Below are 16,677 nucleotides of genomic sequence, written 5' to 3'. Positions count from 1 at the left end.
GATGGCCTTTCGTTCCTGCCTCCGGTTCCGCTTGCCCCCCTCCGGCCTCCCGGCCCTTCTGATCGCGATTCTTTGGTCGCTCTTTTGTGCCACTTACGCCAACGCTCTCGAACTCAAACCCTTCAAGGACGATCTGTTCGCCTATCCGGTCACACTCTCGTCCGAGAGCAACGGCGCCTATACGGTCGTCGATTATCGTGAGCTGCGCGACATCAACGCTCGTGACGAAGTGCCTGAGCGTCGTGTGCACGCGCAATACACCGACACCGGCGTGCGTAAGGTGCAGCAGGATCTATTGCTGCCGACCGATGCAGGCGATGTCCGCCACATTGCCGTCGGCAAGACCGGGGGCGCCAGCATCATCGTGCTTTATCTGCACGGGCAGGGCGGCAGCCGTAAGCAGGGTGCTGACGATTTCACTTTCGGCGGCAATTTCAACCGTATCAAGAACCTGATGGCCGGTAATGGCGGCCTCTATCTGTCGCCGGATTTTTCCGATTTCGGCGACACCGGTGCCGCCCAGATCGCCGCATTGATCGGCCACTATGCCGAACAGTCGCCGCGCGCAAAAATCTTCGTCGCCTGCGGCTCTATGGGCGGCGCGTTGTGCTGGAAGCTGGCAGGCCGCAAGGACTCCGGCGGGCGCATCGACGGGCTGCTGCTGCTCGGCTCGCTGTGGGACGAGAGTTTCTTCTCAAGCTCCGCATTCAAGCGCCGTGTGCCGGTCTTCTTCGGCCAGGGCAGCAAGGACCCGGTGTTTCCAATCGAGAAACAGGAAGCCTTCTTCCGATCGATTCTGGGCAAATCGAAAGCCTACCCGACCCGCTTTGTCCGCTTCGAGACCGGCACACATGGCACGCCGATCCGCATGACCGACTGGCGGGGCACACTCAACTGGATGTTATCGAAGGTCCCTTAGGGCGCGGTGTTGTAGTCGAGCACGGTCTGCGGGTTGATCTCGCCGTCATAAGAGGCATCGACCTCATACTGCACCAGCGAGAAATTGCCGTGGCGAAACAGGTAGGTGCCGGCCGACGAGGCGTCGCCGACGCCGCGCCACTTGTTCAAGGATGAAATCGTTTTGGTGGCCTCGTCATATTCGGAGTTGACCAACTGGTCGTCAGTCTGGAAGCCGATGATGTTGATGCCCTCGACCTTGCCTTCGCTATTGTTGTTCTCATAGCGAATATCGAGTTCCGGTGACGCGAATTGTAATTGCCGGACGCCCGATACGTCGTCGTAGATGTAATAGACTGCGCTCTCATTGTAGGCGGCCATCGAGCAGAAAAAGCGAAACAGCCGTGTCTCGCGTTCGGGCTCGTTTTCGGCCGCCCCCGCATCCTTGTAGCGGAGCGAGTAGGCGTCCGGCTCTCCTCGCGGATCGCCGCCGGGCATGTCCTTGTCGCACTGGTCGCCATAAGTCGCGGCAAACGCCTTGTTGGCCTGCTCAAGCGCTGCGTCCTTCTTCGGCGGCGGCGGTCCTTCGCCGCAGCTTGCCGGCACGGCATCTTCGAAATCGGCCTTTGAGGGTTTCAGCGCACCCTTGTCGATGAAGATTGCGCGAAATGGCGGTTCCTGGATCGAGGCGTTGATCTGGCGCAGCGTATAGCAGCCGGCAAAGACATTCTCGCTGCCGTCCTTGGCCGTCGCCCGGATGGCGACCGGAACGCTGTAGTAGATGCTGCCGGCAGCCCCGTCTTCGGATACGCCACCGGTTTTGACTTCGACCGTGTCCGTGCCGTCATAGCCTTTGACGAAGGAATTGAAATCCTTGGCCGGCTTGGTGTCGCCGAAATAGTCCCAGGCGCGCGCGAATTCGTGCCGGCTGATGGCACTATAAAGCGACCGGATGACCGCTTCGGCATTCGACCTGTCGTCTATGTAAGGCGCGTCGGCGGCGAGCACCGGTTGGCTGGTAGCGGCAAGGGAGAAAAAAGCGGTCGCTGCGAACAAGGCGCGTCTCATCGGGAACCTCCACTCGATGAAAAATCCTATCATATCGATTGCGGCGGCGTGGTGACGCTTGAACAATCGCCTGCGAAAGCGCTACCTCTCGCCGTGGGCAGTCGGGCCGCGTGGAGATTTCTTGTGACCATATCAATGTATGAAGCATCCGTGCCGGTATTTTCGGCGAGGCTGAAGGCACTAGCCAATGTGCTGAACATTGCCGAGCAAAATGCGGCTGATCGCAAGATCGATCCGCAGGTGTATCTGACGGCGAGGCTGGCGCCGGACATGTTTGCGCTGACCAGGCAGGTACAGATTGCCACCGATCACGCCAAAGGCGCGCCGTCGCGGCTTGCCGGGCGCGAGGTGCCAAAATATGAGGACAATGAGGCGAGCTTCGCTGATCTGCAGGCCCGCCTTGCCAAGACATTGGCTCATCTCGCGACATTTTCGGCGGCCGAATTCGATGGTTCAGATGACAGGATGATCGAACTGCGGCTTGCGGGACGCGAGGTTTCGATGCCGGGAATGCAGTATCTGCTGCATGCCGCCATGCCCAATTTCTATTTCCACCTGACCACCGCCTATGACATCCTGCGTCACAACGGCGTGCCATTGGGCAAGTCGATTTTCCTCGGATTGCGTTGAGATTCGCTCGGGAGATATCCCGGCCGCGCCGGGATATCTCGCGGCGCGCTGTTTAGCGTAGGGACATTTCCCGGGCGATGCGCGGGAAATCGGCCGGCTTGACGCCGATATCGGCGCGATCGGCATTGCTCATCGAATGGAGCAGCGCCAGCGCCGCTCGATAGCGCAGCTGTTCCCGCGGACGCGGACGGGCGAACATTTCAGTGAAGAATCCCATGATTCAAGCCCCTTATTGAACCTCCACGGCCGTCAATATAGGCAGATCATGACAATTGTGCAGTGCAGCATTCGCATGGCAGCCATGCTGCCCTGATCTTTTTTGACATAATTCGGCTGTTCCGGCGAAACTTCTGCGATGCTTCGACCGTAGGCCTCAGTGCCGGCACTTGGCCGGTTTTCCTCGCCATTCCTGGCGAACTTCCGGACTGCATTCACATGCAGTCCGGCTTTTTTGTTAGCCGCACGAAAAAAAGTCCGTTTGCCGGCATCCTGGGAAAGTCGCCTGGCCTGCCGTCGGTGGGCTTGGAAGCGGGCGGCGCTTTCCTGTATGCTATTGCTTCCTCCTCGCGCAGCCGCGCAAAATTCCCGCCGGAGAAACTCCATGCACAAACGCCGTCTCGGCCAGACCGATCTTTTCGTGTCGCAAATCTGCCTCGGATCGATGACCTGGGGCCAGCAGAACACCGAGGCGGACGGTCACGCCCAGATGGATCTGGCGTTTGCTCGCGGTGTCAATTTCATCGACACCGCCGAACTCTATCCGATCCCGCCCAAGGCGGAGACACAAGGCCGTACCGAGACATTCATCGGCAATTGGATGAAGGAGAAGCGCAATCGCGACCAGGTGATCATCGCCTCGAAGGTAGTTGGTCGCACCGCCAACAGTTGGTTTCGCGGCGACCGCCCGTCTAAGCTGGTGCGCGCCGATATCTTCGACGCTATCGATAAGTCACTTGCCAGGCTCAACACCGATTACATCGACCTCTATCAGATCCATTGGCCGGAACGCGACGTGCCGTGGGGCGCCAATCCGAACCGCATCGGCGCCGTACCGCGACGCTCCGATGCCGCCGGCGTGCCGGAAGGCGAGACGCCGATCGCCGAGACGCTTGCCGTATTTGATGAACTGGTGAAGGCCGGCAAGATCCGCCATTTCGGCCTGTCGAACGAGAATTCCTGGGGCGTCATGCGTTTCATCGCCGAAGCCGACAAGGGCCTCGGCCCGCGCGTCGCCTCGCTGCAGAACGCCTATAATTTCGTCAATCGCACCTTCGAGGTGAACCTTGCCGAAGTCTGCGAGCGCGAGCAGGTGTCGCTGCTTGCCTATTCGCCGCTGGCGCAAGGCTATTTGACCGGCAAATACGATCATGGCGCGCGGCCGCAGGGCTCGCGCTCGCAGTTGTTCAACCGCGGCCAGCGCTACGAGACGCCGAATGCTGCCGAGGTGCAGCTCGAATACAACCGGTTGGCGCGCACCTTCGGCATGGAGCCGGCGCTGTTTGCCAATGCCTATGTCTCGAACCGGCCCTTGGTCACCTCGAACATCATCGGCGCCACCACCATTTCGCAACTCGAAATGGCGCTCTCTTCCGCCGACGTGGTCTGGACCGAGGACATGCAGAAAGCCGTTGATGCGATCCACCAGCGCGTCGGCAATCCGTGCCCTTGATGCGTCGGGACGCGGTTGTCCGATCGTCATAAGGAGAGGGGAACAGCCATGGACTTCCGGATCGACGCGGTGCGCGCGAAATTTCCGGCCTTGTCGCTGACCGACAAGGGCCGCCGGCGCATCTATCTCGACAATCCTGCCGGCACGCAGGTGCCGCAGTCGGTGGGGGACGCAGTATCGCGTTGCTTGCTGACCACGAATGCCAACCTCGGCGGCTTCTTCGAGACCACCGTTGCAGCACAAGACATCGGGGACGAGGCCCATCTGGCGATGGCGGATTTTCTCGGCGCTGCGAGCCCGCAGGAAATTATCATCGGTGCCAACATGACGACATTGACCTACCACATGTCGCGAACGCTCGGCCGCACGGTGAAGCCCGGGGACGAGATCATCCTCACCCGCATGGACCATGAGGGCAACGTCTCACCCTGGCTGCAACTGGCCGAAGACCTTGGCCTTGTGGTGCGCTGGCTGCCTTTCGACCAGCAGAGCTGGCAGATCGAGGAGGCGGCGCTCGCCGCGCTGCTTTCCGAGAGGACGCGGCTCGTCGCGCTCAACTACGCCAGCAATCTCACCGGGTCGATCAACCGGGTGAAGGCGTTGACCGGCATCGCCAGGCGGGCTGGTGCGTTGGTCTACGTCGATGCCGTCCAGTTCGCGCCGCATGGCCTGATCGACGTCCAAAACCTCGGCTGCGATTTCCTGATCTGCTCGGCTTACAAGTTCTTCGGCCCTCATATGGGAATTTTGTGGGGCAGGCTGGACGTTATCGATGCGCTTAAGCCGTATAAATGCCGTTGCTCGTCCAATGCCTTGCCGGAGCGCTTCGAGCTCGGCACGCCGCAAATTGAATTGATGGCCGGCCTGTCGGCGGCTGTCGATTATTTTGCCGAGTTGGGCGCGGCAGCCGGCGCGCAAGGATCGCGTCGGCTGAAAATCGCCAAGGCCTTCGAAGTTTCAATCGCTTACGAGAACCCGCTGGCGCAACAGCTGATCGACGGTCTGTCGGATATTGCCGGCCTGACCATCCACGGCATCACCGATCCGAAGCGGATCAATGAGCGTGTGCCGACGGTGTCGTTCACTGTCGAAGGCATCGTGCCGGAGACGATCGTGCGGCAGATGAATGCCGAAAACATCTTCCTGTGGTCCGGCCACAACTACGCCTGGGAGATCGTCCACCAGCTCGGCATTCCGGCCGAGCAGGGGGTGGTGCGCATCGGCATCGCTCATTACAACACTTCAGTCGAAATCGACGAGACGCTGGAGAGCGTGCACCGCGTTGTCGCCATGCTGAGGCAGGAACGATCCTGAGCGGCCCTCGCGGGCGGATCATCGCTTGTGGGCGCCGCCAAAACCGGTGAGGAAGGCGGTGAGATTGTCGCCGAGCTCGTCGCAGAGATAGCCGCCTTCCTGGACGATGACCGTTGGCAAGCCGAGCCCGGCGATCACCTCGCCAATGCGCGAAAAACCAGGCGTGCTCACCGACAGCCCGCCGAACGGATCGCCTTCGAAGGCATCTAGCCCCAGCGCCACCACAAGCGCATCGGGCGAGAAGGCGTTGATGCGCTGGAACGATGCCTCCAGCGCTTCGAGGAACGCTGCATCGCCGGATTTGCGCGGCAGCGGCAGGTTGAGATTGTAGCCGAGGCCGGCGCCTTCGCCGCGCTCGTCGCCATAGCCCCAGAAAAACGGGTAGAAGCGCACCGGGTCGGCATGCAGCGACACGGTGAGCACGTCCGGCCGGGCATAGAAGATGCCCTGCGTGCCATTGCCGTGGTGCAGGTCGACATCGAGGATCGCCACCCGCGCCGCCTGCCTGCGCAGAACCTGTGCGGCGACCGCCGAATTGTTGATGAAGCAGAAGCCGCCGGCGACATCGGCAAAGGCGTGATGGCCGGGCGGCCGGCACAGCGCATAGGCGGCCGGCGCTCCCGACATCACCGCCTCGGCGGTTTCAACCGCGCTCCAGGCGCTCCAAAGCGCGCTCTGCCACGTCTCGCCGGAGATCGGGCAGGCGGTGTCGGCCATGTGGTAGCCGGCCTGGCCGACCGCCGAGGCCGGATAGGAGCCGTTCCGCGCGATCGGATGGATATTGGGGATGACCTCGGCCGAGGCGCCCTCGATGCGCTGCCAGCGCGGGAAGATATGCTGGAGGAAATCGAGATATTCGGGCGTATGCACCGCCGCAATCGGGCCGAGCCCATGATCCCGCGGCCGTTCAATCGTGCAGCCGGCAGCTTTTGCGCCGGCTAGCAACCGCTCGATCCGTTCGGGCTTTTCCGGATTGGGCTGCGGCGCCCCGCTGGAGAGGAACGCCTTCGGGTCGTGGCGCTTCTGTTCTTCGGCATAGAAGGCTTTCATGTTGGCTCCTCCGGTGCATCGGCAAAGGCGAAAAAGGCGTCGCCGACGATCTTCTGCACCTGCTCGTAGCTCGACCAGGCAATGCCCAACCGTTCGTAAAAAGCCTTGGCGGTCTCGTTGTTGGTGTCGACGGACAGCCTGAGATAGACGCCGCCGTCCTTCCGGCACTGCGCCGCGACCCGGCGCAGCAGACGCTCGCCGATCCTGCGGCCGCGAAACCGGTCCTCGACATAGAGGTCCTGCACATAGACGCCGGGCCGTCCCATCCATGTCGAGAAGATCGGAAAATACAGGCAAAGCCCGGCAAATTCGCCACCGACTTCGGCGATCAAGGTCGAGAAGGCAGGCTTTTCGCCAAAGCCATAGGTGCGGAGATCCTGAGCTGTCGAGGTGATCTCCTGATGTGCGCCGACATGCGCGCCGAGCCGCAGGAGTGCGGCGTGGATGGTTTCGACGTCCTCGACGGTCCCGGGCCGGATGTTGATCTCGGGCAAAGCGACAGTCACTGGAGGTACGATGCCAAGGCACCCCCCTCTGGCCTGCCCTCTTTACGACTACTTGGCATCTCCCCCTCAAGGGGGGAGATCGGATCACCTCCGCGTTCGCCAATCTCCAACGCTGAAAAAGGCGCAGGACGGCGAAGCTGCCAATCTCCCCCCTTGAGGGGGAGATGCCAAGTAGTCGTAAAGAGGGCAGGACAGAGGGGGGTGGGCCGGGAGCCAAACATTTCAGATTGCCTTCCCCTCAGAACGCCACGCGGTCGCCGCCCTTGAGCGCCAGCATCTGCCGTGCCTCGGCCGGCGTTGCGACGTCCAGCGACAGCCCTTCGAGCACGCCGCGGATCCGGCGGACGTGGTCGGCATTGGACTTGGCGAGCTGGCGCCCGTCGTAGAGGCTGTCCTCCAGCCCGACGCGGACGTTGCCGCCCATTGCCGCCGCAATCGAGATCATCGGCATCTGGTGGCGTCCGGCGGCCAGCACCGAAAACCGGTAGCTCTCGCCGAACAGTTTGTCGGCGATGCGCTTCATGTGGACCAGGTTTTCTGGATCGGCGCCGATACCACCCAATATGCCGAACACGAATTGGATGAACAATGGTCCCGACACCAGCCCGCGGTCGCGGAAATGCGCAAGCGAATAGAGATGGCCGACATCGTAGCACTCGAATTCGAAACGCGTGCCACAGCCGCGCCCAAGCTTTTCCAGCACCGTCTCCATATCGGCAAAGGTGTTCTTGAAGATCGTGTCACGGGTAGCCTCGAGCAGCTTCGGCTCCCATTCGTGCTGCCATTCTCGCGGCCGCTCGAGCATCGGGAACAGCGCAAAATTCATCGAACCCATATTGAGCGAACACATTTCCGGCTCGGCCCTGAGCGGCGCGGCCAGCCGCTGGTCGAGCGTCATCAGCGACGATCCGCCGGTGGTGATGTTGATCACCGCATCGGTCGCCTGCTTGATGCGCGGCAGGAACTGCATGAACACCTCGGGGTCGGCGGTCGGCCGCCCATCCTTGGGGTCGCGGGCATGAAGATGCAGGATCGAAGCGCCGGCCTCGGCGGCGGCGATCGCGTCTGCGGCGATCTGGTCCGGCGTCACGGGCAGATGCGGCGACATCGACGGGGTGTGTACCGACCCGGTGACGGCACAGGTGATAATGACTTTGCGCGGTGCCATGGTCGCCTCAACCTTCGACCGGCAGGTCGAGCTCGCCGGCCAGCACCTCGAGCGAGTCGCCGATGATGGATACGATCTCGCCGATCTGCGCGGCGGTGACGATCATCGGCGGCGCGACCATGAAATTGTCGCCGTCGACACCGCCCTTGACCTTGCGTCCGTAGATGATCAGGCCGCGCTCGTAGGCGAGGTCGAGCAGATGCTGGGTGGCCTTCTTTGCCGGCTCGATCGGCCTCAGCGTTTCTGGGTCGGCGACCATTTCGGCACCGGTGAGCAGGCCCTTGCCGCGGACGTCGGCGATGAACGGAAACCGCTTCGCCAATCCCTTCAGCTCGTCCATCAATAGCTCGCCCATGACAGCCGCGTTGGCGATCAGGCCGAGGCGATCCATTTCGCCGAGTACGGCGCGCCCGGCGGCGCAGGCGAGCGGGTTGCCGGCGTAGGTATGGCCGTGCTGAAAGCCGCCCGATGCGAGCAAAGGCTGCACCAGCCGCATCGGTGCCGCCAGCGCGCCGAGCGGCGCGTAGCCAGAGCCCAGCCCCTTCGACAGCGCGACGATGTCGGGCTTGCAGTTCCAGTGGTCGCCGCCGAGGAATTTTCCGGTGCGGCCGGCACCGCTCATCACTTCGTCATGGATGAGCAAGATGCCGTAGCGATCGCAGATCTCGCGGATACGCGGATAGTAGCTGTCCGGCGCCACCAGTGCTGCCGTGGCAGCGCCGCCGACTGGCTCCATGATGAAGGCGAGCACGCTCTGCGGTCCCTCGGCGAGGATCTTTTCCTCCAGCATGTCGGCGTAGCGGATGCCGCGCTGTTCCATCGAAAGATTGTCGCGGTCGCGCCAGGCGATGGGCGCCGGCACGGTCGGCATCATCTGCATCATTGGCACAAATGTTTCGGACAGCGCATCGTCGCCGGTAACGGCGAGCGCGCCGAGCGTGCCGCCATGATAGGAGGGAAAGCGCGAGATCACCTTCCAACGGCTGGGCTGGCCGGTGGCGACCGCCCATTGCCGCGCCAGCTTGATGCAGGATTCGGTCGCTTCCGAGCCGCCGGAGACTAAGAAGATGCGGTCCATGCCTTCAGGGAGTTTGGCGGCCAGCTGCCGCGCGAGCTCCTCGGCCGGTTCGTTCTCGAAATGCAGGCGGTAGGCGAAGGTGGCGCGGTCCATCTGCCTTTTCATCGCGTCGAGCACGTTGCGATTGGAGTGGCCGATATTGGCAACCATCGGACCGCTCGATCCGTCGATGAAGCGGCGGCCATCCTGCGTCCACATGTAGATGCCTTCGGCGCGGTCGATCAGCGGCCGGCGCAGGCTGGATAGATAAAACAGATGCGAGGCTTCGCGAGTTTCCGGGGCAGGAGACTTCAACATGTCATGGCTTTCCAAGATAGCGGTCGAGGACATTTCTGGTGACGCGCTCGACCATCGCATCCTGCCTTAGCAGGCCGGCAACCCATTCGCAGCTTCCGGCGTGAAACACCTCGCCTTTGCCTCGCGGGAAATTGACGATCATGCCGTTGCCGCGTTTGACCTTGTCGAGGTTGGCATCGCTTGCCTCGCCGAACAGCGTCTCGGCGGTGAAGCGTCCGTCCTCGTCGCCGAGAAACTGGTCCTCGAACGCAATGTCGGCGCTTTCCTCGACCTGGCTCGCCATGCCGACGGCCAGCACTTGCAGCCCGTCCGGTGCACCGCTGTCGGGCTTGGGGTAGGGCAGGCCGCCGCGGATCTCGAAATCGAGCCCGTCGACCTCGTAGCCATAGACATGGCTGTCGGCGCCGAGCAGGTCGCCATAGTAGATGCCGGTGCCGGCAAACGCCCAATGCTCCGGCCGGTAGACCGGAAAGCCGCGTACGCCGCGCGGCGCGCAGCCGCCCCAGCCGGCATAGACGCCTCTTGTCGCGTTGAGGCCGAAGGTCGCCGCACCCGGCCGGCCGATTTCCGGCGCTTCCCAGGAATTGGTGGCGCGCCTTATATCGCCGCCGCGATAGGCCGGGTCCTCGGCGCGGGCGCGGTATTTGTAGCAGACCTGCCGGCGGCCTTCGTCCTCCAGCCTGGTCTGCCACATGAAATTGCCGGCAAAGCGCGCCGCATGACCGCCGCGCTCGACATAGGTGTCGACCGCATCGCGCATTTCCCAGGTCCAATATTCGTCGTGGCCGACCAAGACGACGCAGTCATAGCCGTCGAGAATGTCGGGCGAAAAATGCAGATCGTGCTGGCTGGCGAGATCGACGGCGTAGCCGGCACGCTCGGCGAAGCGGAAGAAATGGCTGTCGTAGCTTGCCCAGCCGGACGAGGCGTATTTCTTCGAATGGCCGGTAGCAAAGGCCCATTCCATATGCGGATAGCGCGGCACGGTTTTCGGCGGCACGGCGACTTCGAGCGGCACGCGCGGCGCGTCCCTGGGCAGCACGACGAAGCCGCGGCACCACGGCCGTTGGGTCGACACCATTCGTGCATATTGGTCCCGGCCTGGCCCGGTGATGCCTTCGTAATGGTTGGAACCGCCCCATGTATTGTAGGCGAGCCAGGTGCCGGTGGCAGCCACCTGCAGCACGCGGCCGGGTTTCTTGCCGGGCTGCGGCGAGACGATGAAAAGGTGATGACAGCGGATCGGCTTGCCGTCGCGACCGTCCGCTTCAAGCGTGACGCGATAGGCGCCGGATGGCCAGTCGTCGCCGATGCGAAACTCGAACGACGCTTGCCAGCCGCAGCCTTCGACCGAACATTGGTCCGGCGTATCTTGCCAGCGCGCCGCGATTCCGGTCCCTTCGAACATTGTCGTTTCCGCGCCGCCGTCGCGGATGATCGCGATGCCGAAACTGGCGGCCGTCGAACTGACATGCAGTGCCACCATGTCGCCAGGACGGTAGGAAAAACGGTCGCTGTAGCACCAGATTTCGCCGCGCCTGCCATCCATACCGGGCCATTCCCAGTAATGGCTGCGCACCGCCTGGCGTCGCTGCTCCGGCGTCAGTCCGAAATCGGGAAACTCGGTCGGCAGATGGTTCATGAACACCGCTAAGGTCGAAGGCCGCCATTTCGGCCATCCGCCGGCCAAGCGTCAATTGGAAACGATCGGGCCAGCCATTGCCGGGCTGCTCGCTTGGCCTTGCCGGCCAAACAGACTATCTCACAAAGGGCGGCCTTGTCCGCCACGGGAGCCGATATGCTGAGAGTGCAAAAGGTCAGGGTCAACGATATCTACGTGCCGACGGCGCGCAAGAAGACGCTGCATCCCGAGACTGTCCGCCATCTGGCCGAGGACATTCTGGAAAACGGCATGAAGATGCCGATCCAGGTGCGCCATGACGGCAAGCGCCATATCCTGGTCGAAGGGTTGCATCGGCTGGAAGCCGCCAAGTGGCTCGGCGAGACCGAGATCGACGCCTATCTGGTGCAAGCCAAGCGCCACTGAAGCCACTTAATTCCGTCGTTCGAATCTCCTGTCCCGCGGATTTTTTCGCGGACCGTGTCGGCTTGCGTGTTGTCGGTTCGTCCTAGACACGGAAGCCAAATCCGACATGTGAGGAAACATCATGACCACCAAGCTCGACATCGCCCCCAACTCCGATCGCGAGCTGGTTCTCGCCCGCATCATCGATGCGCCGCACGAGAACGTCTATCGCTGCTGGACCGAGCCAAAGCTGTTGACGCAATGGTTCTCGCCGAAGCCGTGGATGACGCCACGCGCCGAAATGGATGTGCGGACCGGTGGCTCCACCCTTGTCGTCATGGCCGATCCCGACGGCAAGGAGTTCCCGAATCCAGGCATCTTCCTCGAAGTCGTACCGGGCAAAAAGCTCGTCTTCTCCGATGCCTATACGAAGGCGTGGGAGCCGTCCGAAAAGCCGTTCATGACGGTCGTGCTGACCTTCGAGGACGAGGGCGAGGGCAAGACCCGCTACATTGCCCGCGTCGCGCATTGGTCGGTCGCCGACCGCGAACAGCACGAGAAAATGGGTTTTCACGAGGGCTGGGGCCAGTGCGCCGAACAGCTTGAGGAGGTCGCCAAGCGACTTTGATGCAAACGGGAGAGGGAGACTGATGTCCAGATCGGTATTTTTCGCCATTTTCGCCTCGGCCGCCGCGCTGTTTGCCGCGCCGGGCACCATCAACGCAGAGGAGGCCAAGCCCGCCATGACGACCGCAACCGCAACACTGCCGACGCCGGAAAAATCCGGCCTGCTGCCGATTAACGGCCTGAACTATTATTACGCCGTCTACGGCAAGGGCGAGCCGCTGCTTCTGCTGCATGGCGGTCTCGGCACGACCGACATGTTCGCGCCGATCCTGCCGAAGCTTACCGAAAACCGCACCGTCATCGGGGTCGACCTGCAGGGCCATGGCCGCACCGCGCTCGGCGACCGGCCGCTCAGCCTGGAGGCGATGGGCGACGACATGGCGGCGATCGTCAAGGCGCTCGGCTACGACAAGGTCGACGTGATGGGCTATTCGCTGGGCGGCGGCGTCGCCTTCCGCATGGCCGTCCAGCATCCCCAAACGGTGCGCCGCCTGGTGCTGGTCTCGACCGGCTACGCCGCGGACGGCTTCTATGCCGAGATGCGTGGCCAGCAGGCACAGGTCGGCGCGGCGATGGCCGACATGATGAAGGACACACCGATGTACAAATCCTACGTCGCGGTTGCGCCGCATCCGGAGGATTTTCCGAAACTGCTCGACCAGCTCGGCGCCTATATGCGCAAGGACTACGACTATTCGGCCGACGTGCCGAAGCTGAAAATGCCGGTGATGCTGGTGTTCGGCGACAGCGACATGTACCGGCCCGAGCACGAGATCAAGTTCTACCAGATGCTCGGCGGCGGATTGAAGGACGCCGGCTGGATGCGCGAGAACCTGTCGCAGAACCGCATGGCGATCGTGCCGAACCGCACCCACTACGATGTGTTCTTCGCGCCGGAACTGACAGCTGCCGCGCTGCCGTTCCTCAATGGCCAGACCAAGGTCAAGACCTGGGACGAGGTCGTCAACGAAACGAACTGACGCCCAGTCAATTGTCTGCCGGCCGTCTTCCGCGAGATGGCCGGCATTTCGCCTATGGGGCCTTGGCCCGGCGCATCGGCCAATCGTGTATTGGCCGCATCACAGCTATAGATGGCGCCATCAAAGCTTTTCAATTGACGCTGCCACGCCTATCGGTAGGTATGCCGCCTATCCTCACAGGGCAGGGACGCGGGTGATGGCAAGATATCAGGGCGGGTGTTTGTGCGGCGCGGTGCGCTACCGCGCCGAGGCGGCACCGATCAATGAGCGCGTCTGCCATTGCCGGTTGTGCCAGAAGGCGCTGGGTGCCGCCTTCAACGCGCGCGTGCTGTTCCGCATCGATGATGTGACGGTCGAGGGACCGCTGGCGACGGTGAATTCCTCGCCCGATCTCAAGCGCGGCTTTTGCCCGCGCTGCGGCACGACGATGTTTTCCCGGCGCGATTCCGCCGGCATTATCGGCATCACCACCGGCTCGCTCGATGATCCCTCGTTGTTCAGGCCTGAGATGCATATCTGGACCGCCTCGAAGCAGCCCTGGGTGCAGATCGATGACGGCCTGCCGCAGTTTGAAGGCGCGCCACCTCCGGCTTGAGGTGGAATCTGGACAAAATTTAATCCGAAGCGACACGAGATAGCCGGCAAAGCGTCATTGGCGGGCCATCATTGCTGCCTATCTATCGGCGTGCGGGCAGGCAGTCGAGGAGGCGACGGATGAACGACAGCATCAACACCCTGGATGAACTCTTGAGCGATCCGATGATCAAGCTGGTAATGGAGCGCGACCGCGTGCAACCGGCACAACTTCGCACGTTGCTCGAAGAAAAGGTCCGCCGGGTAGACGATGATGCGCCGGTCAACGATCGCTTTGTACCGCCGGCCCACCTCATGGCCACGACCTGTCACAAGCTGTGGTTGTGCAGCTAGGGTCTTGAAACGGTCAGCCGGAATTTGCCGGCAAATAGCTGTAATGGCTGCGGAAATAGGCAAGCTTGAAGCCGAGGCGTGCATAGTTGCGGTAGGCTGGCCCCTCACGTTCGGCTCGCGGCGCCTCGATATCGGCCACGAACAGTTTTGCACCGGCCGCAAGTCCGTCGCGCACCATCGCTTCGCCGAGCATTGCATCGAGGTCGAAGCTCGGCGCCATGATGCCGGGCACCGGCGCGTCGATGCCGCTCCAGGCCATGCCGTCGGCGCCGATGAACATCGAGCGCACCGCCGCCACCGCGTCTTCCCGCCGCAGCATGTAATGATGCCAGCCGCGCCGGCCGGCCAGCGCCAGCAACCACGGTGAGGTCGGCAACCGATATTGGCTGTCGATGAACCCAGCCCATTCCCTTGCCGTTGCCGGCGTCACCCGCTCGACCGAGACATCCTCCGTCGGGAAAAGCGGCTCAGCGGGCAATGGCGTGGCGTCGCGAAAGATGCGTTCCCAGCCGTCCTGACGTTGCAGGCCGCGCGCCTCGAGCCAGCAGCTGAGCGTCGCGGGCTCGGTGTGTGGGTTGGTGTAGAACCAGGGCCGCAGAATGCCGGCGTCGCGATAATGCGCCAGAAGCGCGTCGAGCCGGCTCTCGGTGGCCGCGCTCTCGACGCCGAAATTTTTGACACAGTTGAAATGGATGAACGGGATCGTCGTGCAGGTGGTCCAGACGAGATCGCCATCTTCGGCGATGGCAAGGCCTTGCCTTGCGGCAAAGTCTGCCGGGGCGGCGCGATAGAGATCGAGCCACGCATTGACCTCGGCGCGTTCGATGGCGCGACTGAGGTTGCGAGGTATCTCGTCGACCCCGATGGCGGGCGAGCATGGCTCCGGCGGGACTACGGGCTGCAATTCTGACAGGGCGGCGGGCTGCATGACGTCCTCCACGTGGTGCCTTACACCGTAAGATTAGTAGAGACTAATCTCATGCCGTGCGTTGTCAAGCCGAGGCAGCGACGTGGCCGAACATTGGAGGGACAGCACACCTCCGCCCGGCCAACGTCCCGCTGCAAAGCCCTAACAATTCGATTCAAACTTTGTTGGTAGTTTCTTGTTAGGAATCCAGCTTGGTTTGTCCGGCGGCGTTGTCCTGCCTTCGGTCTGTTGTGTTTTGCGTACAGGTCCAGATGCGGTTATCAGCCGTCGTCATCTTTTCGATCGCAGCGCTGTGCCTTGCCGGCTGCACGTCAACCTCCGGCGTCGATGCGCTGCAAGTGCCGTCCAGCGAGACCACCAGCTCGGTTGTGCGGCCACCCGCGCCGGTGGCGTCCGTGGCGAAAACTGATGCTGCGCCCGCTTTTGCCGAACAGGAGCAGGACGAACAGCCGGTCGCGATGGACGTACCCGATCAGGACGTCGAACCGCCGGCCGAGGTGATCGCGCTGATGTCGCCGCCGAAGCGGCTGACACGCGCGGCACCAGCAATGCTTGCCGAACCGGTCACGCGCTATGGTTTTCGCGATGCCAAGCCGATCAATTTCGGCAAGGCATCCTCGCCGAGGCGTCTCGCCGTCCACGGCGTCGACGTTTCGCGCTGGCAGGGCAATGTGAACTGGGGAAAGCTGCGTGCCCAGGGCGCCAATTTCGCCTACATCAAGGCCACCGACGGCGGCGATCATCTCGACCCGATGTTCACCAGAAACTGGCGCAGTGCCGACGCCGCCGGCCTCAAGCGCGGCGCCTATCACTTCTTCTATTGGTGCCGCACCGCCGGCGAGCAGGCCGATTGGTTCATCCGCAACGTGCCGCGGGTCGAGGGTGCGCTGCCGCCGGTGATCGACGTCGAGTGGAACGGCGACTCCAGCTGCAAGCGCCGCCCATCGCGGCAAAAGGTGCTGGAAAAGATGCAGGTGTTCATGGACAAGCTCGAGCGCTACTACGGCCAGCGCCCGATCATTTACACCGCGCCCGACTTCTACCGTGACAATCTCAGGGGCGCCTTCCCCGATTATCCGTTCTGGCTGCGCGCCGTGGCGGCGCACCCGTCAAAGGTCTATCCCGACCGCAAATGGCTGTTCTGGCAATATTCCGGCTCCGGCCTGTCGCACGGCGTAAGAGGCCGCATAGACCTCAACGTCTTCCACGGCGACGAGAGGGCCTGGCGCGACTGGACTGGCGGACGGCAGATGGTGGCCGAGGCGGAATGAGGGCGGTCGCGCCTATTCCAGCTTTGGTGATTTAGCCGAAGCCTCTCCGCGGTCGTCATCCTAGGGCGGAGCAGGAGCGAAGCGACGTCGCGGAGACCCTAGGATCCATGCCGTGATGGTCGCCTAAGAATGCAGCGATGCAGAACGAGTGCCGGTGCCTCCTCTGCTCTGCCGGACATTCGTCGCTCGGAAAGCCAAGCAATGGCTTCCGCTCCTCGCTCCCATCCACGAGATTGGCAGC

Annotated in this window: 19 protein-coding genes; 10 read left to right on the top strand and 9 right to left on the bottom strand. The window is 62.6% G+C overall.

Annotation, left to right across the window (positions count from 1 at the left end; translation table 11 throughout):
* The first annotated feature begins 1 nt into the window (after position 1).
* Positions 2 to 919 (top strand): alpha/beta hydrolase, encoded by a 918-nt coding sequence (locus NKI70_RS15525; RefSeq protein WP_352590723.1) that lies wholly within the window; start codon positions 2 to 4, stop codon positions 917 to 919.
* On the opposite strand, the gene NKI70_RS15520 is transcribed toward NKI70_RS15525, so the two are convergent.
* Positions 916 to 1,965 carry a DUF1176 domain-containing protein gene (locus NKI70_RS15520; RefSeq protein ID WP_352570859.1) on the bottom strand — a complete coding sequence of 350 codons (1,050 nt, stop codon included), beginning with the start codon at positions 1,963 to 1,965 and terminating at the stop codon, positions 916 to 918. The two genes, NKI70_RS15525 and NKI70_RS15520, sit on opposite strands and share 4 nt — an antisense overlap.
* Before the next feature lie 123 nt (positions 1,966 to 2,088).
* On the opposite strand from NKI70_RS15520, the gene NKI70_RS15515 reads away from it, so the two are divergent.
* A complete protein-coding gene (locus NKI70_RS15515) occupies positions 2,089 to 2,595 on the top strand; it encodes a DUF1993 domain-containing protein (protein ID WP_023674743.1) in 507 nt (168 codons plus the stop codon).
* Between the two features lie 52 nt (positions 2,596 to 2,647).
* Here the strand turns inward: NKI70_RS15515 and NKI70_RS15510 are convergent, their stop codons facing one another.
* Both NKI70_RS15510 and NKI70_RS15505 read right to left on the bottom strand, forming a co-directional pair.
* The gene (locus NKI70_RS15510; RefSeq protein ID WP_023674744.1) at positions 2,648 to 2,812 is read right to left on the bottom strand and encodes a hypothetical protein; all 165 of its coding nucleotides are present in this window, start codon (positions 2,810 to 2,812) and stop codon (positions 2,648 to 2,650) included.
* A 32-nt stretch (positions 2,813 to 2,844) separates the two neighbouring features.
* Positions 2,845 to 3,198, bottom strand: a complete 354-nt coding sequence (locus NKI70_RS15505) for a hypothetical protein (protein WP_352570860.1) — start codon at positions 3,196 to 3,198, stop codon at positions 2,845 to 2,847.
* Here NKI70_RS15505 and NKI70_RS15500 point away from each other — a divergent pair.
* Complete coding sequence (locus tag NKI70_RS15500) at positions 3,197 to 4,264, top strand: aldo/keto reductase (RefSeq protein ID WP_352570861.1); 1,068 nt, start codon at positions 3,197 to 3,199, stop codon at positions 4,262 to 4,264. The two genes, NKI70_RS15505 and NKI70_RS15500, sit on opposite strands and share 2 nt — an antisense overlap.
* A 48-nt stretch (positions 4,265 to 4,312) precedes the next feature.
* Positions 4,313 to 5,578 (top strand): cysteine desulfurase-like protein, encoded by a 1,266-nt coding sequence (locus tag NKI70_RS15495; protein WP_352724728.1) that lies wholly within the window; start codon positions 4,313 to 4,315, stop codon positions 5,576 to 5,578.
* Positions 5,579 to 5,596: 18 nt separating this feature from the next.
* Here NKI70_RS15495 and NKI70_RS15490 read toward each other — a convergent pair whose 3' ends face one another.
* The 5 genes from NKI70_RS15490 to NKI70_RS15470 all read right to left on the bottom strand — a co-directional run bounded on the left by NKI70_RS15490 (position 5,597) and on the right by NKI70_RS15470 (position 11,319).
* Positions 5,597 to 6,628, bottom strand: coding sequence for a histone deacetylase family protein (locus NKI70_RS15490; RefSeq protein ID WP_352684227.1), 1,032 nt, complete (start codon positions 6,626 to 6,628; stop codon positions 5,597 to 5,599).
* Positions 6,625 to 7,134 (bottom strand): GNAT family N-acetyltransferase, encoded by a 510-nt coding sequence (locus NKI70_RS15485; protein WP_352684228.1) that lies wholly within the window; start codon positions 7,132 to 7,134, stop codon positions 6,625 to 6,627. Before NKI70_RS15485 ends, NKI70_RS15490 begins: the two co-directional genes overlap by 4 nt.
* A gap of 238 nt (positions 7,135 to 7,372) precedes the next feature.
* Entirely contained in the window at positions 7,373 to 8,302 is a 930-nt protein-coding gene (gene kce / locus NKI70_RS15480) for a 3,5-dioxohexanoate:acetyl-CoA acetone transferase (protein WP_352684230.1), read from the bottom strand.
* Between the two features lie 7 nt (positions 8,303 to 8,309).
* Positions 8,310 to 9,677, bottom strand: a complete 1,368-nt coding sequence (locus NKI70_RS15475; RefSeq protein WP_352699966.1) for an aminotransferase family protein — start codon at positions 9,675 to 9,677, stop codon at positions 8,310 to 8,312.
* Between the two features lies 1 nt (position 9,678).
* Positions 9,679 to 11,319, bottom strand: coding sequence for a N,N-dimethylformamidase beta subunit family domain-containing protein (locus NKI70_RS15470; RefSeq protein ID WP_352724727.1), 1,641 nt, complete (start codon positions 11,317 to 11,319; stop codon positions 9,679 to 9,681).
* Between the two features lie 156 nt (positions 11,320 to 11,475).
* Here NKI70_RS15470 and NKI70_RS15465 point away from each other — a divergent pair, with 156 nt between their 5' ends.
* The 5 genes from NKI70_RS15465 (at position 11,476) to NKI70_RS15445 (ending at position 14,237) form a co-directional block, all read left to right on the top strand.
* Positions 11,476 to 11,724, top strand: coding sequence for a ParB N-terminal domain-containing protein (locus NKI70_RS15465; RefSeq protein ID WP_023674751.1), 249 nt, complete (start codon positions 11,476 to 11,478; stop codon positions 11,722 to 11,724).
* A gap of 121 nt (positions 11,725 to 11,845) precedes the next feature.
* Positions 11,846 to 12,331, top strand: coding sequence for an SRPBCC family protein (locus tag NKI70_RS15460; RefSeq protein WP_352724726.1), 486 nt, complete (start codon positions 11,846 to 11,848; stop codon positions 12,329 to 12,331).
* Between the two features lie 22 nt (positions 12,332 to 12,353).
* Complete coding sequence (locus NKI70_RS15455) at positions 12,354 to 13,310, top strand: alpha/beta fold hydrolase (protein WP_352724725.1); 957 nt, start codon at positions 12,354 to 12,356, stop codon at positions 13,308 to 13,310.
* Positions 13,311 to 13,506: 196 nt separating this feature from the next.
* Positions 13,507 to 13,905 (top strand): GFA family protein, encoded by a 399-nt coding sequence (locus tag NKI70_RS15450; RefSeq protein WP_352724724.1) that lies wholly within the window; start codon positions 13,507 to 13,509, stop codon positions 13,903 to 13,905.
* 119 nt (positions 13,906 to 14,024) lie between these two features.
* A complete protein-coding gene (locus NKI70_RS15445; RefSeq protein ID WP_023674755.1) occupies positions 14,025 to 14,237 on the top strand; it encodes a hypothetical protein in 213 nt (70 codons plus the stop codon).
* Between the two features lie 13 nt (positions 14,238 to 14,250).
* Here NKI70_RS15445 and NKI70_RS15440 read toward each other — a convergent pair whose 3' ends face one another.
* A complete protein-coding gene (locus tag NKI70_RS15440) occupies positions 14,251 to 15,165 on the bottom strand; it encodes a hypothetical protein (protein WP_352724723.1) in 915 nt (304 codons plus the stop codon).
* Positions 15,166 to 15,416: 251 nt separating this feature from the next.
* Here NKI70_RS15440 and NKI70_RS15435 point away from each other — a divergent pair, with 251 nt between their 5' ends.
* Positions 15,417 to 16,436 carry a GH25 family lysozyme gene (locus NKI70_RS15435; RefSeq protein WP_352724722.1) on the top strand — a complete coding sequence of 340 codons (1,020 nt, stop codon included), beginning with the start codon at positions 15,417 to 15,419 and terminating at the stop codon, positions 16,434 to 16,436.
* The last annotated feature ends 241 nt before the right edge of the window (positions 16,437 to 16,677 follow it).

The organism is Mesorhizobium sp. M0500, from assembly GCF_040321165.1.
GTDB lineage: Bacteria > Pseudomonadota > Alphaproteobacteria > Rhizobiales > Rhizobiaceae > Mesorhizobium.
This window is presented reverse-complemented; position numbering and strand designations above follow the sequence as displayed.